The sequence below is a fragment of the Micromonospora sp. CCTCC AA 2012012 genome (assembly GCF_040499845.1).
In the GTDB taxonomy this organism is placed as follows: Bacteria; Actinomycetota; Actinomycetes; order Mycobacteriales; family Micromonosporaceae; genus Micromonospora; species Micromonospora mangrovi.
In genome coordinates this window covers 6,692,457-6,717,393 of the sequence record NZ_CP159342.1, presented here as the reverse complement: position 1 = coordinate 6,717,393, position 24,937 = coordinate 6,692,457, and the positions used below count along the sequence as shown (strand labels likewise).

Below are 24,937 nucleotides of genomic sequence, written 5' to 3'. Positions count from 1 at the left end.
CCCCGCCCCGCCGCTCACGGGGTCGCTGCGGGGTCCCCGAGAGTGCGGAAGACCGTCAGGGTCGCCGGATCGTCGATGGTGGCGGGGACGGGCTCGTCGCGCCCCTCGACCAGGCCGCGCATGGTGCGGCGGAGGATCTTGCCGGAGCGGGTCTTGGGCAGCGCCGGCACGACGGTCACCCGGCGGAACGCGGCCACCGGGCCGATCCGCTCGCGCACCAGGGCGACCAGTTCCGCCGCGAGGGCCTCCGGGTCGGCCTCGGCGCCGGCCTTGAGCACCACGTACCCGCTGGGGACCTGGCCCTTGAGGGCGTCGGCGACGCCGATCACCGCGCACTCGGCGACGGCCGGGTGGCCGGCCAGCACCTCCTCCATCGCCCCGGTGGAGAGCCGGTGCCCGGCCACGTTGATCACGTCGTCGGTGCGGCCCATCACGTAGAGGTAGCCGTCGTCGTCGAAGCGCCCACCGTCGCCGGTGAGGTAGTGGCCGGGGAAGGTGGCCAGGTAGGAGCGGACGTAGCGCTCGTCGTCGCCCCAGAGGGTGGGCAGGCAGCCCGGCGGCAGCGGCAGCCGGATGACGATCGAGCCGTCGGTGCCCGCCGGCACCTCCCGGCCACCGGCGTCGACGACGCGGACGTCGTAGCCGGGGACCGGCACCGACGGGGAGCCGGGCTTGAGCGGCAGCGGTTCCAGCCCGCGCGGGTTCGCCGCGACCGGCCAGCCCGTCTCGGTCTGCCACCAGTTGTCCACCACCGGTACGCCGAGCCGCTGCCCCGCCCAGACCCAGGTGTCCGGGTCGAGCCGCTCGCCGGCCAGGAAGAGCGTACGGAGGCTGCTCAGGTCGTACCCCTTGATGAGCGTGCCGTCGGGGTCCTGCCGGCGGATCGCCCGGATCGCGGTCGGCGCGGTGAAGAGCGCCGCGACCCGGTGCTCGGCGACGACCCGCCAGAACGCGCCGGCGTCCGGGGTGCCGACCGGCTTGCCCTCGTAGAGCACGGTGGTCGCCCCGGTGAGCAGCGGGGCGTAGACGATGTAGGAGTGGCCGACCACCCAGCCGACGTCGGAGGCGGCCCAGAAGACGTCGCCCGGCCCGACGTCGTAGATGTTCCGCATCGACCAGCGCAGCGCGACGGCGTGCCCGCCGTTGTCGCGGACGACGCCCTTGGGGCGGCCGGTGGTGCCGGAGGTGTAGAGGACGTAGAGCGGGTCGGTGGCGGCGACCGGGACGCAGTCGACCGGTTCGGCGTCCGCCATCACCTCGTCCCAGGTGAGGTCGCGGCCGGGCGTGAGGTCGGCGGGGCCCTGCGGCCGCTGCACGACGACGCAGCGCTGCGGGGCGTGGGTGGCCTCGGCCAGCGCCGCCGTCAGGATCGGGTGGTAGGCGACCACCCGGTCGACCTCGATGCCGCAGGAGGTGGCGACGACGACCTTCGGTCGGGCGTCGTCGATGCGGACGGCCAACTCGTGGGCGGCGAAGCCACCGAAGACCACCGAGTGGACCGCGCCGATCCGGGCGCAGGCGAGCATCGCGACCACCGCCTCCGGCACCATCGCCAGGTAGAGCAGCACCCGGTCGCCCCGGCCCACGCCGAGCCGGCGCAGGGCTCCGGCGAACCGGGCGGTCGCGTCGAGCAGCTCGGCGTAGGTGTAGGTGCGTACCGTGCCGGTGACCGGGCTGTCGTGGATCAGGGCGGGTCGGTCGCCACGGCCGGCCGCCACGTGCCGGTCGAGGGCGTTGTGGCAGGTGTTCAGCTCGCCGTCGGGGAACCAGCGGTACATCGGCGGCGCGCTGTCGTCGAGGATCCGCTCCGGTGGTCGGAACCAGTCGATGTCCCGCGCCGCCTCCCGCCAGAAGCCGGCCGGGTCGGCGATGCTCCGCTCGTACGCTGATCGATACGCGCCCATGGGCCCATGCTGGTCGCGGCCGGCCGGCGGCATGACGGCCGGGCGGGATCGGTGCGCCGGACGCGCCGGTCGGATCGCCGAACGGCGGGCCGGCGGCCGGTTCGTCGTTTTCGTCCCCGAGGCGGGGGGTACCGCACCGTCATGGACACGAACACGAAGGCATACCTCGTCGGTGGACCCCGCGACGGCAGCAACGAGGACGCGGGTGACCAGGCCCTGCTGGAGATCGAGATCGACGGCATGATCCACCGCTACGTCCGGACCACGAAGCAGCACGGCGACGACGGCACCGTCTACAACTACGACGGCATGGTGGCGCCGGACGGCGGCGAGCCGGGCGTCGAGGACCCGGCAGCCCGCGTCGCCTCCCCGAAGGCCGACTCCGAGGGCCACGGCGGAACGCACTGAACCGGTGCGGGATCCGCGACCCGGCCGGCCCGGTGGACGGATGAACCGGGCCCGGCCGGGTAAGCGGGCGCGGTCCTGGTGGAGTGACGACCGACGTCGCGGCGGACCCGCGACCGGACGCGCGGGCGGGCGGCAGGAGTGCCGACCCGCCCGCCGAACCGGGCTCAGTTCCCGGTGACCCAGTTCCAGGCCGTCATGACCCACTCGGTCTGCTGGAGATAGGCGACGCCGACGCCGACGAGGAAGAGCGCGGTCACCAGGTGGGCGCCCCGGGCGCTGCGCCGGACGCGGCCGAGCTGCCGCTCCAGCACCAGCCGGCCGACCAGGCGGGCGAGGGCGAAGAGACCGACCGCCGTGAGCAGGCTCAGCACGAAGGTCAGCAGCGGCGCGGCGAGGTTCCCCCGCCCGGAGATCGCCCAGACCCCCCAGCAGACGAAGGCGAAGAGGCCACCCGCCGCGCTCCACTCCCCGCCGCGGCGCAGCTGGCTCAGGTGCCAGCTCACCGGTCGGCGCGGCGCCGAGTCGGCCGACCAGTCGGCCGGGTCCACCGTCGGGAACTGCTCGGTGCGCGGGGTCCGGCGGGACTGGCCCACGGTGGCCACGCCACGACGGAACGCGTCCCGCTGCGCCGGCACGCCGACGCCGGGTTGCGGCGGCACCTCGACGGTGCGCTCCGCCCACGGCTGGGTCTGGTCCGCCATCTCGATTCCTCCCCCTGACCGACGACCGGCCACGGTTCCGAGGGTAACGAGCCGGCAAATCGGTCGCCGACCCCGACGGTGATGGGTTACACACATCCGATGACCGATGTGGTGGTGCCCGGGGCCGACGACTTCGACGAGATCGCCGGGCTGCTCGCCCTGGCCTTCCACGAGACACCCGACCAGGAGCTGCTGGCGGTCGAGCGCAGCGTCTTCGAGCCGGAGCGCTGCCTGCTGGTCCGCGACGGCGCGACGGCGGTCGCGCACGCCGGGGCGTTCACCCGCGACCTGGCGGTGCCCGGCGGGAGCGTACCGGCGGCGCACGTGACGATGGTCTCGGTGCTGCCGACCCACCGCCGCCGGGGACTGCTCACCGGGCTGATGCGCCGACAGCTGCGGGACATCCGGGACGCCGGCCGCGAACCGGTCGCGGTGCTCTGGGCCAGCGAGGGCCGGATCTATCCCCGGTTCGGCTACGGGCTGGCCGCGCAGGGCGTCACGATCGGCTGCGACACCACCGAGCTGCGCCTGCCGGAGCCGGCGTCCGCGCCCGGCACGCTGCGCCTGGACCGACCGGGCCCGCACCAGCCCGAGCTGGCCCGACTGTACGACCGGGCGCGCGCCGGACGCCCGGGCTGGTCGAGCCGGGACGAGCGCTGGTGGGGGTACGTCCTCGCGGACGTGAAGAGCCGCCGCAGCGGGGCCACCGAGCGGCGGGTGCTGCTGCACGAGGGCCCGGACGGGCTCGACGGGTACGCGCTCTACCGGACCACGGACGACTGGGACGCCGCCGGACCCCGGGGCGAGGTCCGGGTCGACGAGGTGGTGACCACCGAGCCGGAGGCGTACCTGGCGCTGTGGCGATTGCTGCTCTCGGTCGACCTGACCCGGCGGCTGAGCTACCGGGGGGCGGTGGACGAGCCGCTGCTGCGGCTGGTGAACGAGCCCCGCCGACTGCGCGCCCAGCTCACCGACACCCTCTGGGTACGCCTCGTCGACGTCCCCGCCGCGCTGGCCGCCCGGCGCTACGCCACCGAGCTGGACGTGGTGATCGAGGTGACCGACGAGCTGCTGCCGGAGAACACCGGCCGCTGGCGGTTGGTCGGCGGACCGGCCGAGGCGACCTGCACCGCCAGCACCGAGCCGGCCGGGCTCGCCTGCGACGTGCGCTGCCTCGGCGAGCTGTTCCTGGGCGGGGCCGGCCTCGCGGCCCTCGCCGCCGCCGGCCGGCTCCGGGAGGTGCGCCCCGGTACGCTCGCCGCCGCCGGCCCGGCCTTCGGCTGGGACCGCGCCCCGGCCGCGATGGAGACCTTCTGACGGTACGGTCGACGGATGGTGGGTGATGCGGAGCGCCGGCGGCGCCGGCTGCGGCACCACGGCGACACCGAGCAGACGGCTCGGGACGCCGACGGGGTGAGCGCGACCACGGCGGCCGTGCACGACGACGAGGGTGTCCGGCCGCGGGGCGCCCGACGCGCCGAGCCGGAGCCGGAGCAGCCGCAGGTGCGCCGGGGCGGGCCCGCCGGGGACGACGGCGACCGGGGCCTGCGGGGCCTGGTCGGCTCCGGTTCGTCGCAGGTGGGGGTGACCGCCGCGCTGCGCGCCCGGGACGCCGCCCGACCGACCGAGGACGACCTGGCCGAGGCCGAGGCCCGCCTGGTCATCGTGCGCCGTAACTGGGTGCCCCGGGAGGACCTTCCCCGCTCCGGCCGCTGACCCAGGTCACCGGCTGCGGCGACCCGACGTGGGCGGGGCGGACCGTGGCGGACCGCCCCGCGTCCGGGTCAGGCGGGCAGCTCGGGGAGCCGGCGGCTCTGCTCGTACGACGTGACCTGCTCGATCCGGCGGGAGTGCCGCGGGTTGCCGGAGAACGGCGTGGTCAGGAACGCCTCGACCAGCGCCGTCGCCTCGTCCAGCGTGTGCTGGCGGGCGCCCACCGCGACGATGTTGGCGTCGTTGTGCTCCCGGGCGAGCTGTGCGGTGTCGATGTTCCAGGCGAGCGCCGCGCGCACCCCGGCGACCTTGTTGGCGGCGATCTGCTCGCCGTTGCCGGAGCCGCCGATGACCACCCCGAGGCTGCCCGGGTCGCCGACCACCCGGTCACCGGTGTGCAGGCAGAACGCCGGGTAGTCGTCGTCCGGGTCGAAGGCGTGCGGGCCGACGTCGACCACCTCGTAACCCTGCTTGGCCAGGTGGTTGGCCAGGTGCACCTTCAGCTCGAAACCGGCGTGGTCGGATCCCAGATAGACGCGCATACCGCGCAGTCTGTCAGGCCCGCCTCCGTGCCGGCGCGCGGGCGGCGGCACGGAGGCGGATTCGTCACAGCTCAGTGCCCGAGTTCGGCGACGACCAGGCCACCCCGGGCCTTCGGGGTGAACCAGGTGCTCTTGCGCGGCATCTTCTCCCGCGCCAGGTTGACCGCGACGAAGTCGTCCACGGTCACCGGGGCGATGAGCACCGCCAGCTCCGCGCGACCCGCGTCGACCTCACCGGTGAGCCAGCTCGCCGGGTAGTCGCCGCCCACGTAGGTGATCCGCTTGTCGCCCGGGTCGAGGCCGAGCGCGTCCCGCAGCAGCAGCCGCTCGACCAGCGCGTGGTCGAGGTTCTCCAACCGGCCCCCGTCCAGGTGCGGCAGGGTCACCGCGTACCCCTGGCCGGCGAGGTGGAGGTGGACGGTGCCGCCGGCCGCCGGGACCTCGACCGGGCCGGCGACCGGGGTGACCTCCGCGCCGGCCGCGCGGAGCCGGTCGAGCAGCTCCTCCGGCGTGGTGGTCAGCTCGCTGACCAGCCGGTTGTAGGGCTGGATGGCCACCGACGCGGGCGTGGTGATCACGGAGAGGAAGCGCGGCAGCCCGCCGGTCTGCGCGGCCAGGCTGCGGTGGTTGCCGTCGGCCACCACCAGCTCGCCACCGCCGGCCAGGGCGGTCAGCTCGTCCTGCTCGCGGCCCGGCCCGAGCAGCCAGATGGCGTGCGTACGCCCCGACTGGTCGACGTCCGTGGCGGCCGGTGCGCCGGCCGACTCGGTCGCCGCCGCGAGGGCGGCGTGCAGCGCGTCGCCGCTGCCGGTCTGGAGCAGCAGCACCGGGGAGAGCAGGTGCCCGAGCGCCTCGGCCAGGGCGACCCGCTCCCGCACCTTGGCGATGAACACGTCCTCGTTGCGGATCACCAGGCCGGGCTCGTCCGCGCTGGTGGAGATCTGGTCGGTGTCGACCATGGCCCAGAGCCCGTACGCGGTCTCCTCGCCGGGCGCGCTGATCCGGTAGAGCACCACGACCTGCTCGGCGGGGGTGTAGCTGCCGTCGGCCTTGGCCTCGGCGAGTCGGGCCACCGCGTCCGGCAGCGCGTCGAGGAAGGACTTCCCGAGGCTCTCCGGCGCCCGGTGCGGCATCTCGATGCCGAGAGCACTGTGCGGGTTCGTCCCGATGATCGCGGTGATCTCCGCGTCGTCGGCGAACTCGTCGTAGTTCTGCGCGCCGGTGCCGCCAGTGGTGATCCAGGCCCGGGCGATCGGATGCACGACCGTCATGTCCACCGACGCTACCGCGTCCACCAGATGAAAGGCGGGGCCCCCGGTCGACACCCCGACGGGCCGCCTCAGGTGCGGTCGACCGGGGCGAGAGCGGGCCGGTGCCGGCCGGGGGACGGGGCACCGCCGGGAACCGGGCCGGCGGGGCCGGTCGGGCGGGACGGCCCGGTGGACGCGGCGAAGCGTACGGTCGTCGCACCCGGCGGCGTCGGACGGCCGGCCGGGGCGCCGGAGCGGACCGGACCGGGCGTGCGGGTCGGGGCCGGCGCGTCGGCCGGCGGGGTCATCCGGGAGGTGGCCACCACCCGGGCGACGCCCACCACGATCGGGGGCGCCAGCAGGTCGACCATCTCGGCCGGCAGGCAGGGCCGGACGGCCGGCCAGTCGGCGTCGTCCACGGACCAGTACGTCGCACCGGAGTCCCCGGTCGCCGGCTGCGGCGGCGCGTCGTCGGACGTACGGCGGTGCTTACCCATCGGAATGCCTCCAGGAGCTGCCAGGGTGCGGCCCCGGGGGCCGCCGGCTGGGACACCCGGAGAAACGAGCCCCGCGCCACCGGGGTGACGCGGGGCCCGCGTGTCTCCCGCCCACCGCTCAGTCGAAGATGGGGCCCTGCTCACGGGAGCGCTTGAGCTCGTAGAAGCCGGGGGTGCCGGCGACCAGCAGCACGCCGTCCCAGAGCCGGCCGGCCGCCTCGCCCTTCGGCGCCGGGGTGATCACCGGACCGAAGAAGGCGACCTGGTCGCCGTCCGGGCCGGGGGCGTGGATCACCGGGGTGCCGACGTCGGTGCCGACCGGCCGCATGCCCGCCTCGTGGCTGGCCCGCAGCGCCTCGTCGTACGTGGTGGAGTCGGCGGCGTCGGCGAGCGCCGGGTCCAGCCCGACGTCGGTGAGCGCGCCGACCAGCATGTCCCGGCCGAGCGGCTCCTTGCCGAGGTGGATGCGGGTGCCCATGGCGGTGTAGAGCTTCGCCAGGACCTCCGACCCGTGGGCCTGCTCGACGGCGATGCAGACCCGCACCGGGCCGTAGCCGTTCCGCATCAGTTCCTGGTACTCCGCGGGCAGGTCCCGACCCTCGTTGAGCACCGACAGGCTCATCACATGGAAGCGGATGTCCACCTCCCGGACCTGCTCGACCTCCAGCAGCCAACGGGAGGTGATCCACGCCCACGGGCAGAGCGGGTCGAACCACATGTCCACGGCGACACGTTCGGTCACGGTGAGTCCCTTCACGATTCGAGCGCCGGAGCACCGGCGCGTTCCCTTCCGATCCTCACCCCGCACGGTATCGACCGGTACCGGAATGAGAGCGTGACCTCGACCACCGGAGGTGCCGGTGCATGGAAGACTCGGTCTCGGACCGGCCGTCACGAGCAGGCCGGCGAGGCCGGGGCCGCCGGGGCGGCGGCGCGAGTGGGATGGAGACGAAGAGTGCCGGGAGTGCGCAACCTGACCCAGGTGGAGGCCACCGAGCGGGCCCGCCTGCTCGAGGTCACCGGGTACGACATCGACCTGGACCTGTCGACCGCCGTGCAGGCCGAGGGCCGCACCTTCCGTTCCCGGACGGAGGTCAGGTTCCGCTGCGCCGAGCCCGGCGCGGCGACCTTCATCGAGCTGGCCGCCGAGACGGTCCACACGGCGACGCTGAACGGCCGCCCCGTGGAGCTGTCCGGCTGGTCCGCCGAGAAGGGCCTCACCCTCACCGACCTGGCCGCCGAGAACACCCTGCTGGTGGAGGCGGACTTCGCGTACTCCAACAGCGGTCAGGGCCTGCACCGCACGGTGGACCCGGTCGACGGCGAGACCTACCTCTACAGCCAGTTCGAGACGGCGGACGCGCAGCGCGTCTATGCCTGCTTCGACCAGCCCGACCTGAAGAGCGTCTACACCTGGCACGCCACCGTCCCGGAGCACTGGCGGGTCGTCTCCAACATGCCGGTGGCCCGCGAGGAGGCGGCCGGCGAGGGGCTCAAGACCGTCCACTTCGCCGAGTCGGCGCGGATGAGCACCTACATCACCGCGCTCTGCGCCGGGCCGTACCACGAGGTGCGGGACAGCCACGACGGCATCGACCTGGGGGTGTTCTGCCGGGCCTCGATGGCGCAGTACCTCGACTCGGACGACCTGTTCCTGGTCACCAAGCAGGGCTTCGACTTCTTCCACGAGCAGTTCGGGGTGCGCTACCCGCTGCCCAAGTACGACCAGCTCTGGGTGCCGGACTTCAACGCCGGCGCGATGGAGAACTTCGGCTGCGTCACGCACGCCGAGTCGCTCTATCTCTTCCGCTCGCAGGTCACCGACTACGAGTACGAGCAGCGGGCCAACACCATCCTGCACGAGCTGGCCCACATGTGGTTCGGTGACCTGGTCACCATGCGCTGGTGGAACGACCTGTGGCTGAACGAGTCGTTCGCCGAGTGGGCCAGCCACTGGTGCAACACCCACGCCACCCGGTTCACCGAGGCCTGGACGACCTTCCTGTCGATCCGCAAGAACTGGGGCTACCGGCAGGACCAGCTCTCCTCCACCCACCCGGTCTACTGCGAGATGCCGGACCTGGAGGCGGTCGAGGTCAACTTCGACGGCATCACGTACGCCAAGGGCGCCAGCGTGCTCAAGCAGCTCGTCGCGTACGTCGGTGAGGAGCCGTTCCGGGCCGGGCTGCGGGCGTACTTCGGCAAGCACGCCTGGGGCAACGCCACCTTCGACGACCTGCTCTCGGAGCTGGAGGCGGCCTCCGGCCGGGAGCTGCGCAAGTTCGCCGCCCAGTGGTTGGAGACCGCGCAGGTCAACACGCTGCGCCCCGAGGTGACCATCGGCGCGGACGGCGCGTACGAGCGGGTGCTGGTCCGCCAGGAGGCCCCGGCCGGGCACCCGACGCTGCGGACCCACCGGATCGGCGTCGGCCTCTACGACCTGACCGACGGCCGGCTGGTCCGCCGGGAGCGGATCGAGGTGGACGTGGCCGGCGAGCGGACCGAGTTGTCCGCGCTGCACGGCACGCGGGCCGCCGACGTGCTGCTGCTCAACGACGACGACCTGACGTACACCAAGCTGCGGCTGGACGAGCGGTCGATGGCGACCGTGGTGCAGCACATCGCGGGCCTCGAATCGTCGCTGGCCCGGGCGCTGTGCTGGACCGCCGCCTGGGACATGACCCGCGACGCCGAACTCGCCACCCGCGACTACGTGGCGCTGGTGCTGGCCGGGCTGCCCGCCGAGACCGACATCAACCTGGTCACCGCCACCCTGCGGCAGGCCACCACCGCGCTCACCTTCTACGCCGACGCGGCGTGGGCGCCGACCGGCTGGGCCGAGCTGGCCCGGACGGCGCGGGCGGCCCTGGCGGCGGCCGAGCCGGGCAGCGGCTTCCAGCTCGCCTGGGCCCGGGCGTTCGCCTCCGCGGCCCGCTCGCCGGAGGACCTGGCGACGCTGCGCGGCTGGCTGAACGGCGGCGACGTGCCGGCCGGGCTGACCGTGGACACCGAGCTGCGCTGGACGGTGCTCCAGGCGCTGGTGGCCAACGGGGCGGCGGGGGCCGCCGAGGTGGAGGCCGAGCTGGCCGGCGACCGCACCACCAGCGGCGAGCGGGAGGCCGCGTACGCGCACGCGCTGGTGCCGACCGCGGAGAACAAGGCGGCGGTCTGGGCGCAGCTCACCGGGCCGGAATCGCTGCCGAACTGGCGCAACCGGGCGCTGCTGCAGGGTCTCACCCACCCGGCGCAGGTGGAGCTCACCGCGCCGTACCGGGAGAAGTACTTCGCCGTCGTCGGCCAGGTCTGGGCGCAGCGGGACAGCGAGCCGGCGCAGGAGTTCGCGCAGCTCGGCTACCCGACCCAGCTGGTGGACGACGACACGGTGGCGGCCACCGACGCGTGGCTGGCGCAGGAGGGTCACCCGGCGTCGCTGCGCCGGCTGGTGGCCGAGGGCCGCGACGGCGTGGTCCGGGCCCTCAAGGCCCGCGCCAAGGACGCCCAGAGCGCCTGACCAAGGGGTACGCGGCCCGGGGCCGGCATGGGTGGGAGCCCGCGCCGGCCCCGGGCCGTTGTGGTGCGGCTGACGACACGAGAAAGCCCGGCCCGCGTGATCGCGGGCCGGGCTTCGTCGTACGGGAAGGGTCAGCCCTTGCCGGCGTGGCTGGCGAGCTGGTCGAGGCCCTGGATGATGCCGCCGGCCAGGTCGCCGCCGCCGAAGGAGGCCACCATGGAGAGCGCGGCCAGCTTGGCGTACGTGTCGGGGATGCGCTTGCGGGCGTACCTGCCGGTGACGACCTCCAGCTGCCGCTGGTTGGGCGACACGGCGATCAGCACCGACTTGTCGGGCTCGGCGAGCTGGCGGTGCAGCCGCTGGGCGTGCTCCCGGATCGGCTCGTCGAGACCGCCCACATAGACCGAGAAGACCAGGCCGGTGCCCTGGTCGGCCAGGCGCAGCGCCTCGTCGATGCGGAGCAGCTGGCGGGTCGAGAAGGGCCCGTCCAGCACGTCGGGCGGGGTGCCCGTCCCCGTCTCGGCCTGCTTCTCACCAACGGTCACTTGCGCCTCCGGTTCCACCGGCCGGCGCCTCGATGCCGGCCTTCTCCTGCTTGTGGCTGGTCAGCGCCGGCGCCTGCGCGCCCGCTGCCAGCGCGGTGCCGGCCGAGTCGGCCAGCTGCTCCGGACGGCCCAGGAACCAGACCGGAGTGAAGTCGAAGGGCCGGCCCGGCCGGTAGCGCTTGGCGCCGCCACCGCCGCCACGGCCGCCGGCGAGTGCCAGTCCGGCGATCACCAGCACCGCGGCCGCCGGGATGCCGACGAAGACCAGCAACGTCTCGGTAACAGACAATCCCAACGCCCCCAGGCGGAAAGAGAGACCAGGAATTCCGGGTCGGGTGGACGATCATGGCGCCGACCGCCCGACTCCGCTTGTGGTATTCACGTTAGCGGAGTCGACGGCCCGCCAGATTGCGGGGTGGTGATCCCATCCGCCACATCCGTGCTCCAGTTGCGCGGCAGTGGCGGTCAGCGTGGCGTCGTCGCCGTACCGGCCGGTGAGGAGCACCCCGACGGGGAGCCCGTCGGCGGTGCGGCCCACCGGCAGGGAAACCGACGGCTGACCGGTGACGTTGAAGATGGCGCAGTACGGCGAGAACCGGCGTTGCCGGTCGAAATCCTCCGCCGGGGGCAGCGCCGCGAACGCGCCGACCGGCGCCTGCGGCGCGGCGAGGGTGGGGCAGAGCAGCAGGTCGCAACCGGCGGTCCGCTGGGCGCCGAGGCGTACCTGGGCCTGGAGTTCACCGAGCGCGGCCAGCAGCGCCCCCGCGCCGACGGCCGTACCCCGGTCGCGGAGGAACCGGGTCAGCGGCAGCAGCCGGCCCTCCCGCTCCGGCGGGAGCGGGGCGAGCGCCAGGACGTACCAGATGGTCTCGAAGAGCGGCCACGCCGTGGGGCCGAGCGGCGCGGGCACCTCGACCACCTCGTGGCCGGCGGCGGCCAGCAGCGCGGCGGCCCGGTCCACGGCGGCCAGGCAGTCGGGGTGGACCGGCTCGTCGGCGAGCATCGGGGTGGTGAAGCGGCCGATCCGCAGCCGGCCGGGGTCGGCGCGGCGGGCCACGCCGAGGTAGCCGTCGGCGGGCCGGGCCGGCGGGAGGTAGGGCTCGCCGGGCACCGGCTGGGCCATGACGTCGAGCAGCGCGGCCACGTCGGCGACGGTCCGCCCGATGGGGCCGGCGGTCGGCAGCCCGAACGCGCCGGAGCCGAGCGGCCCGCCGGAGACCAGCCCCCGGCTGGGTTTGTAGCCGACCAGGCCGCAGAGCGACGCCGGGATGCGCAGCGACCCGCCGCCGTCGGAACCCTGGGCGACCGGGACCAGCCCGGCCGCCACCGCCGCCGCCGCGCCACCGCTCGACCCACCCGCCGTGTACGACAGGTCCCAGGGGTTCCGGGCCGGCGGCGCGACCAGCCCCTCGGAGTAGAGCGAGCAGCCCAGCTCGGAGGTGGTGGTCTTGCCGAGGCTGACCAGTCCGGCGGCCGTCATGAAGCGCACCACGTCGGCGTCGACCGGCGGCACGAAGTCGGCGAAGGCCGCCGATCCGAAGGTGGTGCGCACCCCCGCGGTCAGCGTCAGGTCCTTGATCGCGGTCGGAACGCCGTGCAGCGCCCCCCGTTCCCCGGCCGGTACGCCGTCGGCGGCCCGGGCCGCCGCGAGGGCCCGTTCCGAGGTGACGGTGACGAACGCCCCGACCGTGTCGCCGAGCGCGTCGACGCGGGTCAGGTGGTGGGCGACGAGCTCCACGCTGGACAGCTCGCCCCGGGCGATCGCGGCGGCCTGCTCCAGCGCGGTCAGGTCGTGCGGCTCGGCCATCCCCCCATCCTGCCCGCTCTGACGTCACCCGTGGCGGCGACACGACCGACCGCCGGACCGGGCGGCGCCGGTTGGCACATATCGCGGTGACAGGGACCGGCCGGGATTGGCCGTCACCGCCACCAGGACGGACGATGCAGAAACCGATGGACACGCATCGATCGGTTCCGCCGTCCACCACCCTCGGGACCGTCGGCTGCTCACCCCCGCAGGGAGCGACCACATGCAACCCGTACCCACCGTCCCCCGTGCCCGGTCCGGGCCGGACCGCCGATGGGCCACCGCCCTGGCCCGGTCCGTGCTCACCCTCCTCCTGGTCGGCGCCGGGCTGGCCGCCGCACCGGCCGCCCACGCCGCCGTCAACCCCTACCAGCGCGGCCCCGACCCGACCGTGGCGAGCATCGAGGCGACCCGTGGCCCGTTCGCCATCGCCCAGACCACCGTCGCCGCCTCCAGCGTCAGCGGCTTCCGCGGCGGCACCGTCTACTACCCCACCAGCACCGCCGAGGGGACCTTCGGCGCGGTCGCTGTCTCACCCGGCTACACCGCGACGCAGTCCAGCGTGGCGTGGCTCGGCCCCCGCCTCGCCTCGCAGGGTTTCGTCGTCATCACCATCGACACCCTGTCCCGCTACGACCAACCGGCCAGCCGGGGCAGCCAACTGCTGGCCGCGCTGGACTACCTGACCAACGCCAGCTCGGTGCGCAGCCGGATCGACCGGTACCGGCTCGCCGTGATGGGCCATTCGATGGGTGGCGGCGGCAGCCTCTCCGCGGCGAACACACGGCCGACGCTGCAGGCCGCGATCCCGCTGACCGGCTGGCACACCACCAAGAACTGGTCCACGGTACGCGTCCCGACGCTGGTCGTCGGCGCGGAGTACGACTCGATCGCCCCGGTCGCGTCGCACTCGGAGCCCTTCTACACCAGCCTGCCGGCCACGCTGGACAAGGCATACCTCGAACTGAACGGCGCCACCCACTCCGCGCCCACGTCGCCCAACGTGACCATCGCGAAGTACAGCATCTCCTGGCTGAAGCGGTTCGTGGACGACGACACCCGCTACGAGCAGTTCCTCTGCCCGGCACCGAGCGGGTCCGCGATCGAGGAGTACCGCGACACCTGCCCGCACTCCTGACCTCCCGACCCGGTCGGACGCCTCGCGCTGCCCGGAGCGCGGAGCGTCCGCCGGACGGTCGAACTCCCGGAACCCGGACCACGAGCCCGGTCGACCGCTCCGCGCCGCCTTTGCTCTGCTGCAACCCACGCAACACGGAACCGCTCCCAGTGTTGCGGTGGCTGCAGCAGAGCAAAGGCGCCGGGCGAGGAGTGTCAGGCCGATGGCGGCCGGCAGGATCAGGCGTGCAGGAAGCGCAGGGCGTTGCCGCCCAGCAGTTTGTCGCGCTGGTCGGCGGTGAGGAAGTCGGCGTCCCGGACCACCCGCCCGACCGGCCGCTCCCCCAGCGGGTACGGGTAGTCGCTGCCGACCATGACCCGGTCGACCCCCATCGTGTCGACCAGCAGCCGCAGCGCGGCGGGCGCGAAGACCACCGAGTCCACGCTGAACCGGTCGACGTAGGAGCTGGGCGGGGCGGTGGAGGCGCCGCGTACCAGGTCGCCGCGGCGGTGCCAGGCGTTGTCGGCCCGCCCCAGCCAGAACGGGAAGCTGCCGCCGCCGTGCGCGAAGCAGATCCGCAGGCTCTCCGGCACCCGGTCGAAGACCCCGCCGAGGATCAGGGCGAGCACCGACAGGTGGGTCTCGGCGGGCATCCCGGCCAGCCAGCGGGCCATCCACCGGTCCAGTCGGGGCCCGCCCGGCATGTCCCACGGGTGCACGAAGACCGGGGCGCCGACCTCGGCGCAGTGGGTCAGGAACTGCACGATGCCCGCGTCGTCCAGGTCGCGGTCGCCGACGTGGTTGCCGATCTCCACACCGGCGTGCCCGGCGGCCAGGCAGCGGTCCAGCTCCGCGCAGGCCAGGTCGGGATCCTGCAACGGGACCTGGCAGAACGGCACCAGGCGGTCACCGCCGGCCGCCGTCACCTCCAGCGCCAGGTCGTTGAAGATCCGCGCCACCTTCGCCGCCTGGTCACTAGCGCGGTCGTAGGAGAAGAAGACCGGCGTCGGCGAGACCACCTGCACGTCGACGCCGTCGGCGGCCATGTCGGCCAGCCGGGTGGGCGCGTCCCAGCACTCCGCGCCGACCGGCCGGAACTCCGTCTTTCCCACCATGATCATGGCGGCGCGTTCGGAGTCGACCCGCAACCAGGGCCAGCCGGACCCGCCGCACGCCGCGCCGAGGTCCGGCCATCCCTTGGGTACGACGTGCGTGTGCACGTCGACGACGGGTGTCCCCATCAGCCCTTGCCCGGGTGCAGCGCGCCGCACCGCTCGCAGGTGCGCGCCTGCTCGTCGCCGTAGAACGCCTGGAACACCGGCGGCAGGTCGGCGGCGATGTCGCGGACCTGGAGTTCCACCTCGTGCACCTGGTGCCCGCACTCGGGGCAGTACCACCGGAACTTCTCCAGCGTGCCCTCCTCGCGGACCCGTTCCACCACCACGCCGATCGAGCCAGCCTCCGGCCGCTGCGGCGAGTGCGGGGTGTTGCGCGGCAGCATCCACATCTGACCCTCGCGCACGTGCACCGTACGCGGCCCCGCAGGCGTCATCAGGTTGATGTGCATGTTGCCCTTGACCTGATAGAAGAACTCCTCGTACGGGTCGACGTGGAAGTCGGTGCGCTGGTTCGGCCCGCCCACCACCATCACGATGAAGTCGTCCCCGCCGGGGAACATCTCCCTGTTGCCCACCGGCGGCTTCAGCAGGTGCTGGTTCTCCGCGATCCACCCGGGGAAACTGAACGGCTCGGCGATCTCACTCACGACTGACCTCCCGACGGAAGAAGGGCCACGGCCTGCATCTCGATCAGCAGGTGCGGGTGCGGCAGCTGGTGCACCGCCACCGTCGTCCGGGTCGGCCCGGACGCGTCGAAGAACTCCGACCACACCTCGTTGTAACCACCGAAGTCGTTCATGTTGACCAGGTAGGACGTCACCTGCACCAGGTCCGCCAGGTCCGCGCCGACCGCGCGCAGCAGGTCACCGATGTTGCCGATGACCGCCCGGGTCTGCTCCCGGATGTCGAGGTCGGTGGTCCCGAACTCGTCCACCGCGACGCCGGCGAAGGTGTTGTCCGGCCGGCGGGACGACGTACCGGAGACGAAGACGAAGCCGCCCGCGACCTTGACGTGCGGGAACGCCCCGCGCGGCACGGCCTTCCCGGCCACCACCCGCCCGGTCGGACGCCCTTCGGTCCGCGACTGCGGGGCTCGCGACCCCGGCTCACTCCTCGCGCTCACGAGGCGGCCCGGAGCGCGGCGGTGCCGAGCTTCTCGACCACGGCCCGGACGTGCGCGCCGGGGCGCAGCGGGACGGCGGCCGTGGCGGCACCAGCCAGGAAGATCCAGCCCTCGCGGAGCCGGACGCCGTGCCGACCGGCCAGCCGGATGCCCTCGTCGAGTGCGCGGCGCGGGTCGCCGAGGATCGCCGCCGTCGAGCCGACCTGCGCGACCCGACCGTCGATCTCCAGCAGTACGCCCAGGTTCTCCAACCCGTCCGGCACCGGCGACCACGGTCCCACCACGAACGCGGCGGCCGAGGTGTTGTCGGCGACCACGTCCGGCAGGGAGAAGGTGAAGTTGGCGTACCGGGAGTCGATCAGCTCGATCGCCGGGGCCACCGCCCGGACCGCGTCGGCGAAGGCACCGACCGGTTCACCGGGCTCGGGGAGCCGGTCCAGCAGGAACGCCACCTCCGGCTCGACCCGGGGGTGGATGAAGTCGCCGACATCGACGCTGCCGCCGTCGGGGACCCGCATCACGTCGGTGAGCCGGCCCCAGATCACCTCGTCCACCCCGACCTGGGCCATCTTCGCCCTGCTGGTCAGCCCCATCTTCAGCCCGACCAGCCGCTCGCCCCGGTCGAGGCGGCGCTGCACCAGCGCGGTCTGCACCGCGTACGCGGCGTCGACGTCCAGACCGGTCTCGGCGGCGACCTGCGGGATGGCGGTGGCGGTGTCGGCCGCCGCGCCCAGCTTCTCGGCGATCCCGGCGATGTCCGGCCCGATCATGAGGTCTCCTTACCGGCGAGGTCCAACGCCACGTCCACGATCATGTCCTCCTGGCCACCGACCATCCGGCGCCGGCCCAGCTCGACGAGGATCGAGCGGACGTCGACGCCGTACTTCGCGGAGGCGCGTTCGGCGTGCCGGAGGAAGCTGGAATAGACGCCCGCGTACCCGAGGGAGAGCGTCTCCCGGTCGACCTGGACCGGCCGGTCCTGGAGCGGGCGGACGATCTCGTCGGCCGCGTCCATCAGCGCGAACACGTCGCAGCCGTGCCGCCAGCCGTGCAGCTCGGCGACGGCGACGAAGACCTCCAGCGGGGCGTTGCCCGCGCCCGCGCCCATCCCGGCCAGCGAGGCGTCCACCCGGACCGTACGCCCCGACGGGGAGCCGAGCGGCCCGGCGCCGAGGATCCGGCCGTGCTCGACGGCGACGACGCTGTTGGCCACCCCGAGCGACAGGTTGTGGTGGGCGTGGATGCCGATCTGCGTCTCCGGCTCCAGCACCTGCCGGTACGCGTCGACCCGCTCCGCCACGTCGGACATCAGCAGCCGGCCGCCGGAGTCGGTGACGTAGACGCAGTGCGCCCCGTACGACTCCATCAGTTTCGCCTGGGCGGCCAGCCCGGCCGGGTCGACCATGTGCGACATCATCAGGAACCCGGAGACGTCCATGCCGTTCTCCCGGGCCCAGGAGATGTGCTGGGCGGAGATGTCCGCCTCGGTGCAGTGGGTGGCGATCCGGACGCTGGTCACCCCGAGCGCCTGCGCCGCCCGCAGGTCGGCGACGGTGCCGATGCCGGGCAGCAGCAGGGTGGTGAGCTTCGCGGTCGTCAGCACCTCGGCGGCGGCGGAGATCCAGTCGGCGTCACTCGCCGCGCCGTGGCCGTAGTTGACGCTGGAGCCGGCCAGGCCGTCGCCGTGCGCCACCTCGATGGCGGCCACCCCGGCCGCGTCCAGCGCGGCAGCGATGATGCGTACCTGGTCGACGGTGTAGCGGTGGGCGACGGCGTGCATGCCGTCGCGCAGCGTGACGTCCTGGAGGTAGAGGTCCGTCATGCCGGTACCCCCTTGGTGCGCAGGGCGACCAGGCGTTCCGCGGTGCGCAGCGCGGCCGAGGTCATGATGTCCAGGTTCCCGGCGTACGCGGGCAGGTAGTGCCCCGCGCCGGAGACCTCCAGGAACACCGACACCTGGAGCCCGGTCAGGTGCCGCCCCAGCGTCGGCACGTACGTGTCCACCCGGTCGAACTGCACGTCCTGCTTGAGCCGGTAGCCCGGCACGTACTCCTGCACGGTCTGCACCATGTCTGTCACCGAGGCGGCGATGGCGGCGCGGTCGGCGTCGGCGTCCGGGCAGAGGCAGTAGACGGTGTCCCGCATCAGCAGCGGCGGGTCGGCCGGGTTCAGCACGATGATCGCCTTGCCGCGGCCCGCGCCGCCGACCACCTCGATGGCCCGGGCGGTGGTCTCGGTGAACTCGTCGATGTTGGCCCGGGTGCCCGGCCCGGCGGACCTCGACGCGATCGAGGCGACGATCTCCCCGTACGCCACGGGCGTGACCCGGCCGACGGCGGCGACGATCGGCACGGTCGCCTGCCCGCCGCAGGTCACCATGTTGACGCATGCCTCGTGGAGGTGTTCGTCCAGGTTGACCGGCGGCACCACGTACGGGCCGATCGCGGCCGGGGTCAGGTCCACCACCGTCCGGCCGTGCGCGCGCAGCACCTCGAAGTGCCGCCGGTGCGCGCCGGCCGAGGTGGCGTCGAAGACCAGCTCGACGTCGGCGAACTCGGGCATCGCCACCAGGCCGTCCACACCGTCGGCGGTGGTGGCCACGCCGAGCCGCCGGGCCCGCGCCAGCCCGTCGGAGTCCGGGTCGATGCCGGCCATCGCCACCATCCGCAGCCGGTCACTGAGCCGCAGCACCTTGATCATCAGGTCGGTGCCGATGTTGCCGGACCCGAGCACCGCCACGCCGACGCTCACCGGTCGCTCCCCGTGCTGAAACAGGTCCGCACCGAGCCGAGCCCGGAGATCCGCGCCTCGTACGCGGCGCCCGGCGTCACCGGGACCATCGGGCCGAGCGCCCCGGAGAGCACCACGTCACCGGCGCGCAACGGGTCACCGGCGCGGGCCATGGTGCCGACCAGCCACTCCAGCGCGTGCAGCGGGTTGCCCAGGCAGGCCGCCCCGGCGCCCACCGAGACCGGCTCCCCGGCGTGTTCCAGCACCATCCCGGCCAGCCGCAGGTCCACGTCGGCGAGCCGGCGCGGCGTGGTGCCGAGCACGAAGAGGCCGCTGGAGGCGTTGTCCGCGATGGTGTCCACGATGGAGATGTCCCAGCCGGCGATCCGCGAGTCGACGATCTCGATGGCGGGCAGCACGTGGTCGACGGCCCGGATGAGGTCGACGGTGGTGACCCGCTCGTCGGTCAGGTCCGCGCCGAGCACGAAGGCGATCTCCGCCTCCACCCGGGGTTGGAGCAGCCGGTCGATCGGCACCTCGACGCCGTCGCCGACCGCCATGACGTCGGTGAGGACGCCGAAGTCCGGCTGGTAGACGCCGAAGTTCTCCTGCACCACCCGGGAGGTGAGCCCGATCTTCGCGCCCACCCGGCGTTCGCCCCGGTCCCACCAGTCCTGCGCCTGGCGCTGCTGCACCCGGTACGCCGACTCGACGTCCCCCTCGGGCAGCAGCCGCCCGCGCAGCGGCGGGCAGGGCTTGCCGCCCTCCCGCGCCCCGGCCAGCTCCCGCGCCGCCGCTTCGATGTCGATCATGCTCTGCCTGACGCTTCGTTCGCTGCGCTCGCTCATGACAGGTCCACGCAGACGTTGGTGAGTTCGGAATAGAAGTCGAGCGAGTGCACGCCGCCCTCCCGGCCGATGCCGGAGGCCTTCACCCCGCCGAACGGGGTGCGCAGGTCCCGCAGGAACCAGGTGTTGACCCAGACGATGCCGGCGTCCAGCCGGGCTCCGGCCCGGTGCGCCCGACCCACGTCCCGGGTCCAGACCGTCGCCGCCAGGCCGTACTCGGTGCCGTTGGCCAGCGCGTACGCCTCGTCCTCGTCGTCGAAGGGGGCGACGTGCACGACGGGGCCGAAGATCTCCTCGGTGTTGGTGCGGGCGTCCGGGCCCAGCCCGGTCAACACGGTCGGCTGCACGTACGCGCCGCCGTCCCGGGCGTCGCCGAAGCGCGGCACCCCACCCCCGGCCAGCATCTCGGCGCCCTCGGCGCGGGCCAGGTCGTAGTGGCCGAGGACCTTGTCCCGGTGGGTGTGCGAGATCAGCGGCATGTTCACCGTGGCCTCGTCGGCGGGCCAGCCGTACGCCAGCTCACCGGCCCGCTTCGCCAGCCGCGCGGTGAACTCCTCGAAGACCGGCCGCTGGACATAGATCCGCTCGGTGCAGAGGCAGACCTGACCACCGTTGGTGAAGCTGGAGCGGACCGAACCGGCGACCGCCGCGTCCAGGTCGGCGTCGGCGAAGACCAGCCCCGCGTTCTTGCCGCCCAGCTCGAAGCTGACCGCCTTCACCCCGTCGGCGGCGGCGCGCATGATGGCGCTGCCGGTGGCCGACTCCCCGGTGAAGGTGATCGCGTCGACGCCCGGGTGCCGGGTGAGGAACTCCCCCGCCGAGTCCGGCCCGAAGCCGTGCACCAGGTTGAACACCCCGTCCGGTACGCCCGCGGCGGCCATCACCTCGGCCAGCAGCGTCGCCGACGCCGGGGTCTCCTCGCTGGGCTTCACCACCACGGCGTTGCCGCAGGCCAGCGCCGGGGCGACCTTCCAGGTGAGCAGCAGCAGCGGCAGGTTCCACGGCACGATGACGGCGACCACGCCGACCGGCTTGCGGACCGCGTAGTTGAGCGCCCGCCCACCGGTCGGGGTGACCGTGGTGAACGACTCGGTCGGCGCGGTCGCCACGATCTCGGCGAACGCCCGGAAGTTGGCCGCGCCGCGCGGGATGTCCAGGGTGCGGGCCTGCGAGATGGCCTTGCCGGTGTCCGCAACCTCGGCGGCGACCAGGTCGTCGAAGCGGCGTTCCAGCTCGTCGGCGACCCGGCGCAGCACCTCGGCGCGCTCCCGCTCGCCCATCCGGCCCCACGGCCCGCGCAGCGCGGCCCGGGCCGCCGCCACCGCGTCGTCCACCACCGACGACGACGCCTCGGCCACCTCGAAGACCGGCTCACCGGTCACCGGGCTGCGCTTGGTGAAGCGGCGCCCGTCGGCGACGAACTCGCCGCCGACGAAGTTGCGCAGCAGGCCCGGCCCGTCGGGCGCGTGCCCGGCCATCAGCCGGGGATCCCAGAGCGTCATCCGCGCCTCCCTCGGGCGAGCGCCGCCGCGCCGGCGGCCAGCAGGGCCACCGCACCCACCGCCACCGCACCCACCGCCCGGTACTGCCGGCGCACCCGGCGGCGCACCTCGGCGTACGGGGTGGTGGAGAAGGACACCAGCTCGTACTGCGAAACGTACCGGCCGGGCAGGGCCCGTTCCAGGGCGTGTTCGACGCGCTTGCGGGTCCGGAAGACCGGCGAGGCGACCTTGTCGCGCATCTCCACGAAGTTGGCCAGCGCCATCCGGGCGATCGCCTCCGCGTCGGCCTGCCGGCGCTGCTGGAACAGCGGCAGCGCCGCCGACCACTCGTCGTCGCACTCGTCCAGGCAGCGGTCCAGCTCGACCACGTCCTCGAAGGCGCAGTTCGCGCCCTGGCCGTAGAACGGGACGATGGCGTGCGCGGCGTCGCCGAGCAGGCCCACCCGCCCGTCGACCTGCCACGGCGTGCAGCGGACCGTGCCGAGCACGCCGACCGGGTTGTGCTGGTAGTCGTCGACCAGGTTCGGCGCGAGCGGGGGCAAATCCGGGTAGTGGGTGGCGAAGTGCTGCTCGATGGCGGCCGGGCTGCCCAGCGAGGCGAAGCTCGCGGTGCCGTGGGTGGGCCAGAAGAGCGTGCAGGTGAACGACCGGTCCGGGTTGGGCAGGGCGATCATCATCGAGGTGCCGCGCGGCCAGATGTGCAGCGCGTCCGGGTCGAGGGCGAACTCGCCACCGATCGGCGGGATGGTGAGTTCCTTGTAGCCGTAGTCGAGGAAGTCGAGGCTCTCGGTCAGCACCCCGTACCCGAGGAGCTGCCCGCGCACCGCGGAGCCGGCGCCGTCGGCGCCGAGGACGACCGACGCGGTCTCGGCGACCTTGCCCTGCGGGGTCTCGAACGTCATGTCGCCGGTGGTCGGGTCGAGGCCGACCAGCCGGTGGTCGAAGGCGATCCGCACCCCGGGCAGCGCGGCGGCGGCGGTGAGCAGCGCGTTGTTCAGCGCGCCCCGGCTGATCGAGTTGATCGCCCGGTCACCGGTCCCGCTGTACGACTGGAACTGCGGCTCCCCCGCCACCGGGTGGATCATCCGGCCGCGCATCGGCAGCGCGTCCGCCATCACCTGCCCGTCCAGCCCGATCCGGCGCAGCGCGTCGAGCCCCCGCTCCGACAGCGCCAGGTTGATCGAGCGCCCCCGCTCGACCGTGCCGGTACGCGGGTCCGGCCGCCGCTCGTAGAGCGCCACCTGGTAGCCGCGCCGGGCCAGGAAGCAGGCCAGCAGACAGCCGGCGAGCCCGGCCCCGACGACGGCGATCTCCTCGCGCTCGGCACTCACCGCTGCACCTCCACGCTGGCGGCCAGCGCGTCGGCGACCCGCCAGCAGTCGTGGTACGTCGAGTAGAGCGGCACCGGGGCGAACCGGACGATGTCCGGCTCCCGGGCGTCGGCGATCACGCCGTGCTCGTGCCGCAGCCGCTTGGTCAGCTCGTTGGCGCTGCCGGCCCAGCCGCCTTCCGTTCGCGACTGCGGGGCTCGCAGACCCGGCTCACTCCTCGCGCTCACCCCGATCCGCACCGAGAGCTGGCAGCCCCGCCGGGCCGGGTCGCGCGGGGTGACCACGGTCAGCGGCCGGTCGGCGGTCACCTCGTCCAGCAGCCGCTCCAGCCAGCCGGTGAGCCGCAGGCTGCGCTCCCGCAGCGCCGGCATGCCGACGGAGTCGAAGAGTTCCAGCGACGTGCGGACCGGCCCCATCGCGAAGATCGGCGGGTTGGAGACCTGCCACGCCTCGACGGTGGCCGGCGGCCGGGAGACCGGGGTCATCTCGAACCGGGTGGTCGCCTCGGTGCTCCACCAGCCCTCGAAGCGGGGCAGCTCCGGGTCGCCGAGGTGTCGTTCGTGGACGAAGACGCCGGCCAGGGCCCCCGGCCCCGAGTTCAGGTACTTGTAGGAGCACCAGGCGGCGAAGTCGACGTCCCAGTCGTGCAGGGCCAGCGGCACGTTGCCGACCGCGTGCGCGAGGTCCCAGCCGACGACCGCACCGGCGGCCCGGCCGGCCGCGGTGATGGCCGGGATGTCCATCAGCTCGCCGGTGAGGTAGTTGACCCCGCCGAGCAGCACCAGCGCGACGGTGTCCCCCTCGGCGGCGAGGAAGTCGAGCACGTCCCGTGTCCGCAGGGTGTCCTCGCCGTCGCGGGGCCGCAGCCGGACCACCGTGGCGTCCGGGTCGAGCCCGTGGAAGCGGGCCTGGCTGCGCACGGCGTAGCTGTCCGAGGGGAAGGCGCTGTCCTCGATGACGATCCGGGTCCGCTCCCCCGCCGGCCGGTAGAAGCTCACCATCAGCAGGTGCAGGTTGACCGTCAGCGAGTTCATCACCACGACCTCCGCGGGCCGGGCGCCGACCAGTCGCGCGGCCGGGCCGGTCAACAGCTCGTGGTACGGCAGCCAGGGCCGTCCCGCCTCCACGTGCCCCTCCACGCCCAGCCGACGCCAGTCGTCCAGGTCGGCGAGGAGTTCGTCCCGGGTGGCCCGGGGTTGCAACCCCAGCGAGTTCCCGGCCAGGTACGCGACCTGCGGGTAGCGGCCCCCCTCGGCGGGCGGCACGTGGAACAGGTGCCGGTGCCCGGGGTCGGCCGCGTCGAGGCGGTGGGCCTCCTTCTCGGTGCTGTTCATCGCGTCCCCGTTCACATCGCGGTCCGGGCCGACCACAGCTCCGGGAAGACCACCCGGGCCATGCTGCGCTGCAACCAGGCCAGCCCGGCGGAGCCGCCGCTGCCGACCTTCGCGCCCATCGCGCGCTGCACCGCCTTGAGGTGGTGCCAGCGCCAGTCGCCGAACCGCTCGGCCACCTCGGTCAGCGCCTCACCGAGCAGCCGCAGGTGGTTGTCGGGGCCGCCGTCGGCGTAGATCCGCACCCAGGCCGCCTCGACGGCCGGGTGCGACTCGTGCTCGGCCGCCACGTCCCGGTCGAGCAGGTCGGCGGGGACGGCGAAGCCGCGGCGGGCGAGCAGGGCGACCACGTCGTCCCAGAGGCTCGGCGCTTCGAGGGTGGCGGTGAGCCCCGCGTACACCTCGGTCTGCCGGCGGAACGGGCGGATCAGCGCCGGGTCGCGGAGGCCGAGCAGGAACTCCAGGTGCCGGTACATGGCCGACTGGAAGCCGGAGCCCTCGCCGAGCAGGTTGCGGAACCGGTTGAAGTCGGCCGGGGTCATCCAGCGCAGGCCCTGCCAGGCGGCGTTGAGCCCCTCCAGGTGCAGCGCGGCGCGGCGCAGCGGGGGCAGCGCGTCCCAGATCCGGTTGGCCCGCAGCTCCCGCTGGGCGTGCCGCAGCTCGTGGCAGGTCAGCCCGAAGTACAGCTCCATGATCTGGCTGACCATCAGGAAGGACATCTCGCCGGGGTCGTCGCTGAGCGGCTGCTGCAACCCGTGCAACGTGCTGGCGTGCACGTACGCGTCGTAGGGCACCCGCTCGGCGAACTCCAGCGTCGGTTCGCCGCCGTTGCGCGCCGCCCGGGCCGCCCGCTGTCGCGGGGTGGCCGGCCGTACGGCCGCCGTCACGTGTTCCACCGTCATCTCCCTCCGTACGCCGGTTGGACGACATGGTCCCGCAGGTGGATCGGCAGATGGAAT

At 73.8% G+C, this 24,937-nt stretch carries 25 protein-coding genes; 5 read left to right on the top strand and 20 right to left on the bottom strand.

Features of this window, described 5'->3' with window-relative positions; genetic code table 11:
* Positions 1-14 precede the first annotated feature (14 nt).
* Entirely contained in the window at positions 15-1,904 is a 1,890-nt protein-coding gene (locus ABUL08_RS30520) for a propionyl-CoA synthetase (protein ID WP_350933523.1), read from the bottom strand.
* Between the two features lie 141 nt (positions 1,905-2,045).
* Here ABUL08_RS30520 and ABUL08_RS30515 point away from each other — a divergent pair, with 141 nt between their 5' ends.
* The gene (locus ABUL08_RS30515; protein ID WP_350933522.1) at positions 2,046-2,312 is read left to right on the top strand and encodes a hypothetical protein; all 267 of its coding nucleotides are present in this window, start codon (positions 2,046-2,048) and stop codon (positions 2,310-2,312) included.
* Between the two features lie 164 nt (positions 2,313-2,476).
* Here the strand turns inward: ABUL08_RS30515 and ABUL08_RS30510 are convergent, their stop codons facing one another.
* Positions 2,477-3,013 carry a hypothetical protein gene (locus tag ABUL08_RS30510; protein ID WP_350933521.1) on the bottom strand — a complete coding sequence of 179 codons (537 nt, stop codon included), beginning with the start codon at positions 3,011-3,013 and terminating at the stop codon, positions 2,477-2,479.
* A 99-nt stretch (positions 3,014-3,112) separates the two neighbouring features.
* Here ABUL08_RS30510 and ABUL08_RS30505 point away from each other — a divergent pair, with 99 nt between their 5' ends.
* Together ABUL08_RS30505 and ABUL08_RS30500 are read left to right on the top strand one after the other, a co-directional pair.
* Positions 3,113-4,330, top strand: a complete 1,218-nt coding sequence (locus tag ABUL08_RS30505) for a GNAT family N-acetyltransferase (RefSeq protein WP_350933520.1) — start codon at positions 3,113-3,115, stop codon at positions 4,328-4,330.
* 18 nt (positions 4,331-4,348) lie between these two features.
* Positions 4,349-4,729, top strand: a complete 381-nt coding sequence (locus ABUL08_RS30500; RefSeq protein ID WP_350938932.1) for a hypothetical protein — start codon at positions 4,349-4,351, stop codon at positions 4,727-4,729.
* Positions 4,730-4,797: 68 nt separating this feature from the next.
* On the opposite strand, the gene ABUL08_RS30495 is transcribed toward ABUL08_RS30500, so the two are convergent.
* The 4 genes from ABUL08_RS30495 to ABUL08_RS30480 form a co-directional block, all read right to left on the bottom strand.
* A complete protein-coding gene (locus ABUL08_RS30495) occupies positions 4,798-5,268 on the bottom strand; it encodes a ribose-5-phosphate isomerase (RefSeq protein ID WP_350933519.1) in 471 nt (156 codons plus the stop codon).
* A gap of 71 nt (positions 5,269-5,339) precedes the next feature.
* The gene (locus ABUL08_RS30490; RefSeq protein ID WP_350933518.1) at positions 5,340-6,539 is read right to left on the bottom strand and encodes a DUF1015 family protein; all 1,200 of its coding nucleotides are present in this window, start codon (positions 6,537-6,539) and stop codon (positions 5,340-5,342) included.
* Between the two features lie 68 nt (positions 6,540-6,607).
* Complete coding sequence (locus tag ABUL08_RS30485) at positions 6,608-7,015, bottom strand: hypothetical protein (protein ID WP_350933517.1); 408 nt, start codon at positions 7,013-7,015, stop codon at positions 6,608-6,610.
* Between the two features lie 118 nt (positions 7,016-7,133).
* Positions 7,134-7,757 carry a DsbA family protein gene (locus ABUL08_RS30480; RefSeq protein ID WP_350933516.1) on the bottom strand — a complete coding sequence of 208 codons (624 nt, stop codon included), beginning with the start codon at positions 7,755-7,757 and terminating at the stop codon, positions 7,134-7,136.
* A gap of 222 nt (positions 7,758-7,979) precedes the next feature.
* Between ABUL08_RS30480 and pepN the strand changes: the two genes are divergently transcribed.
* Positions 7,980-10,526 carry an aminopeptidase N gene (gene pepN / locus ABUL08_RS30475; RefSeq protein WP_350933515.1) on the top strand — a complete coding sequence of 849 codons (2,547 nt, stop codon included), beginning with the start codon at positions 7,980-7,982 and terminating at the stop codon, positions 10,524-10,526.
* Between the two features lie 131 nt (positions 10,527-10,657).
* Here pepN and ABUL08_RS30470 read toward each other — a convergent pair whose 3' ends face one another.
* The 3 genes from ABUL08_RS30470 to ABUL08_RS30460 are packed head-to-tail and all read right to left on the bottom strand — an operon-like array spanning position 10,658 to position 12,878.
* Complete coding sequence (locus ABUL08_RS30470; RefSeq protein WP_350933514.1) at positions 10,658-11,071, bottom strand: DUF5130 family protein; 414 nt, start codon at positions 11,069-11,071, stop codon at positions 10,658-10,660.
* Complete coding sequence (gene ctaJ / locus ABUL08_RS30465) at positions 11,058-11,360, bottom strand: aa3-type cytochrome oxidase subunit CtaJ (protein WP_449288906.1); 303 nt, start codon at positions 11,358-11,360, stop codon at positions 11,058-11,060. The genes ABUL08_RS30470 and ctaJ overlap by 14 nt, the downstream gene beginning before the upstream one ends.
* Positions 11,361-11,414: 54 nt before the next feature.
* The gene (locus ABUL08_RS30460; RefSeq protein WP_350933513.1) at positions 11,415-12,878 is read right to left on the bottom strand and encodes an amidase; all 1,464 of its coding nucleotides are present in this window, start codon (positions 12,876-12,878) and stop codon (positions 11,415-11,417) included.
* Between the two features lie 223 nt (positions 12,879-13,101).
* Here ABUL08_RS30460 and bdeA point away from each other — a divergent pair, with 223 nt between their 5' ends.
* Complete coding sequence (gene bdeA, locus ABUL08_RS30455) at positions 13,102-14,016, top strand: bis(hydroxyethyl) terephthalate hydrolase (protein WP_350933512.1); 915 nt, start codon at positions 13,102-13,104, stop codon at positions 14,014-14,016.
* 218 nt (positions 14,017-14,234) lie between these two features.
* Here bdeA and ABUL08_RS30450 read toward each other — a convergent pair whose 3' ends face one another.
* The 11 genes from ABUL08_RS30450 to ABUL08_RS30400 form a co-directional block, all read right to left on the bottom strand.
* A complete protein-coding gene (locus ABUL08_RS30450) occupies positions 14,235-15,236 on the bottom strand; it encodes an amidohydrolase family protein (protein ID WP_350933511.1) in 1,002 nt (333 codons plus the stop codon).
* The gene (locus tag ABUL08_RS30445) at positions 15,236-15,760 is read right to left on the bottom strand and encodes a 3-hydroxyanthranilate 3,4-dioxygenase (protein ID WP_350933510.1); all 525 of its coding nucleotides are present in this window, start codon (positions 15,758-15,760) and stop codon (positions 15,236-15,238) included. Before ABUL08_RS30445 ends, ABUL08_RS30450 begins: the two co-directional genes overlap by 1 nt.
* Positions 15,757-16,167, bottom strand: a complete 411-nt coding sequence (locus tag ABUL08_RS30440; protein WP_350933509.1) for a RidA family protein — start codon at positions 16,165-16,167, stop codon at positions 15,757-15,759. The genes ABUL08_RS30445 and ABUL08_RS30440 overlap by 4 nt, the downstream gene beginning before the upstream one ends.
* Before the next feature lie 65 nt (positions 16,168-16,232).
* Positions 16,233-17,006: a 2-keto-4-pentenoate hydratase gene (locus tag ABUL08_RS30435; protein WP_350933508.1), complete on the bottom strand. Its 774-nt coding sequence runs from the start codon at positions 17,004-17,006 to the stop codon at positions 16,233-16,235.
* Entirely contained in the window at positions 17,003-18,058 is a 1,056-nt protein-coding gene (dmpG, locus tag ABUL08_RS30430; RefSeq protein WP_350933507.1) for a 4-hydroxy-2-oxovalerate aldolase, read from the bottom strand. Before dmpG ends, ABUL08_RS30435 begins: the two co-directional genes overlap by 4 nt.
* A complete protein-coding gene (locus ABUL08_RS30425) occupies positions 18,055-18,987 on the bottom strand; it encodes an acetaldehyde dehydrogenase (acetylating) (protein ID WP_350933506.1) in 933 nt (310 codons plus the stop codon). The genes dmpG and ABUL08_RS30425 overlap by 4 nt, the downstream gene beginning before the upstream one ends.
* Positions 18,984-19,778, bottom strand: coding sequence for a 2-keto-4-pentenoate hydratase (locus tag ABUL08_RS30420; protein WP_350933505.1), 795 nt, complete (start codon positions 19,776-19,778; stop codon positions 18,984-18,986). Before ABUL08_RS30420 ends, ABUL08_RS30425 begins: the two co-directional genes overlap by 4 nt.
* Before the next feature lie 32 nt (positions 19,779-19,810).
* Positions 19,811-21,292 carry a 2-hydroxymuconic semialdehyde dehydrogenase gene (locus ABUL08_RS30415; protein ID WP_350938929.1) on the bottom strand — a complete coding sequence of 494 codons (1,482 nt, stop codon included), beginning with the start codon at positions 21,290-21,292 and terminating at the stop codon, positions 19,811-19,813.
* Between the two features lie 20 nt (positions 21,293-21,312).
* Positions 21,313-22,647, bottom strand: a complete 1,335-nt coding sequence (locus ABUL08_RS30410) for an FAD-dependent oxidoreductase (RefSeq protein ID WP_350933504.1) — start codon at positions 22,645-22,647, stop codon at positions 21,313-21,315.
* On the bottom strand, positions 22,644-23,981 hold the full coding sequence (kynU, locus tag ABUL08_RS30405; RefSeq protein ID WP_377521892.1) for a kynureninase: 1,338 nt from the start codon (positions 23,979-23,981) through the stop codon (positions 22,644-22,646). The genes ABUL08_RS30410 and kynU overlap by 4 nt, the downstream gene beginning before the upstream one ends.
* Before the next feature lie 11 nt (positions 23,982-23,992).
* Complete coding sequence (locus ABUL08_RS30400; RefSeq protein ID WP_350933502.1) at positions 23,993-24,880, bottom strand: tryptophan 2,3-dioxygenase; 888 nt, start codon at positions 24,878-24,880, stop codon at positions 23,993-23,995.
* Between the last annotated feature and the right edge of the window lie 57 nt (positions 24,881-24,937).

What these genes read in the sequence shown, in the direction of transcription:
- ABUL08_RS30495 (WP_350933519.1), bottom strand. Translation starts at nt 5,268, where the DNA reads ATGCGCGTCTATCTGGGATCCGACCACGCCGGTTTCGAGCTGAAGGTG.
- ABUL08_RS30510 (WP_350933521.1), bottom strand. Translation starts at nt 3,013, where the DNA reads ATGGCGGACCAGACCCAGCCGTGGGCGGAGCGCACCGTCGAGGTGCCG.
- ABUL08_RS30420 (WP_350933505.1), bottom strand. Translation starts at nt 19,778, where the DNA reads ATGATCGACATCGAAGCGGCGGCGCGGGAGCTGGCCGGGGCGCGGGAG.
- bdeA (WP_350933512.1), top strand. Translation starts at nt 13,102, where the DNA reads ATGCAACCCGTACCCACCGTCCCCCGTGCCCGGTCCGGGCCGGACCGC.
- ABUL08_RS30400 (WP_350933502.1), bottom strand. Translation starts at nt 24,880, where the DNA reads ATGACGGTGGAACACGTGACGGCGGCCGTACGGCCGGCCACCCCGCGA.
- ABUL08_RS30435 (WP_350933508.1), bottom strand. Translation starts at nt 17,006, where the DNA reads ATGATCGGGCCGGACATCGCCGGGATCGCCGAGAAGCTGGGCGCGGCG.
- ABUL08_RS30450 (WP_350933511.1), bottom strand. Translation starts at nt 15,236, where the DNA reads ATGGGGACACCCGTCGTCGACGTGCACACGCACGTCGTACCCAAGGGA.
- ABUL08_RS30520 (WP_350933523.1), bottom strand. Translation starts at nt 1,904, where the DNA reads ATGGGCGCGTATCGATCAGCGTACGAGCGGAGCATCGCCGACCCGGCC.
- ABUL08_RS30505 (WP_350933520.1), top strand. Translation starts at nt 3,113, where the DNA reads ATGACCGATGTGGTGGTGCCCGGGGCCGACGACTTCGACGAGATCGCC.
- ABUL08_RS30485 (WP_350933517.1), bottom strand. Translation starts at nt 7,015, where the DNA reads ATGGGTAAGCACCGCCGTACGTCCGACGACGCGCCGCCGCAGCCGGCG.
- dmpG (WP_350933507.1), bottom strand. Translation starts at nt 18,058, where the DNA reads ATGACGGACCTCTACCTCCAGGACGTCACGCTGCGCGACGGCATGCAC.
- kynU (WP_377521892.1), bottom strand. Translation starts at nt 23,981, where the DNA reads ATGAACAGCACCGAGAAGGAGGCCCACCGCCTCGACGCGGCCGACCCC.
- ABUL08_RS30460 (WP_350933513.1), bottom strand. Translation starts at nt 12,878, where the DNA reads ATGGCCGAGCCGCACGACCTGACCGCGCTGGAGCAGGCCGCCGCGATC.
- ABUL08_RS30490 (WP_350933518.1), bottom strand. Translation starts at nt 6,539, where the DNA reads ATGACGGTCGTGCATCCGATCGCCCGGGCCTGGATCACCACTGGCGGC.
- ABUL08_RS30515 (WP_350933522.1), top strand. Translation starts at nt 2,046, where the DNA reads ATGGACACGAACACGAAGGCATACCTCGTCGGTGGACCCCGCGACGGC.
- ABUL08_RS30415 (WP_350938929.1), bottom strand. Translation starts at nt 21,292, where the DNA reads ATGGCCGGGCACGCGCCCGACGGGCCGGGCCTGCTGCGCAACTTCGTC.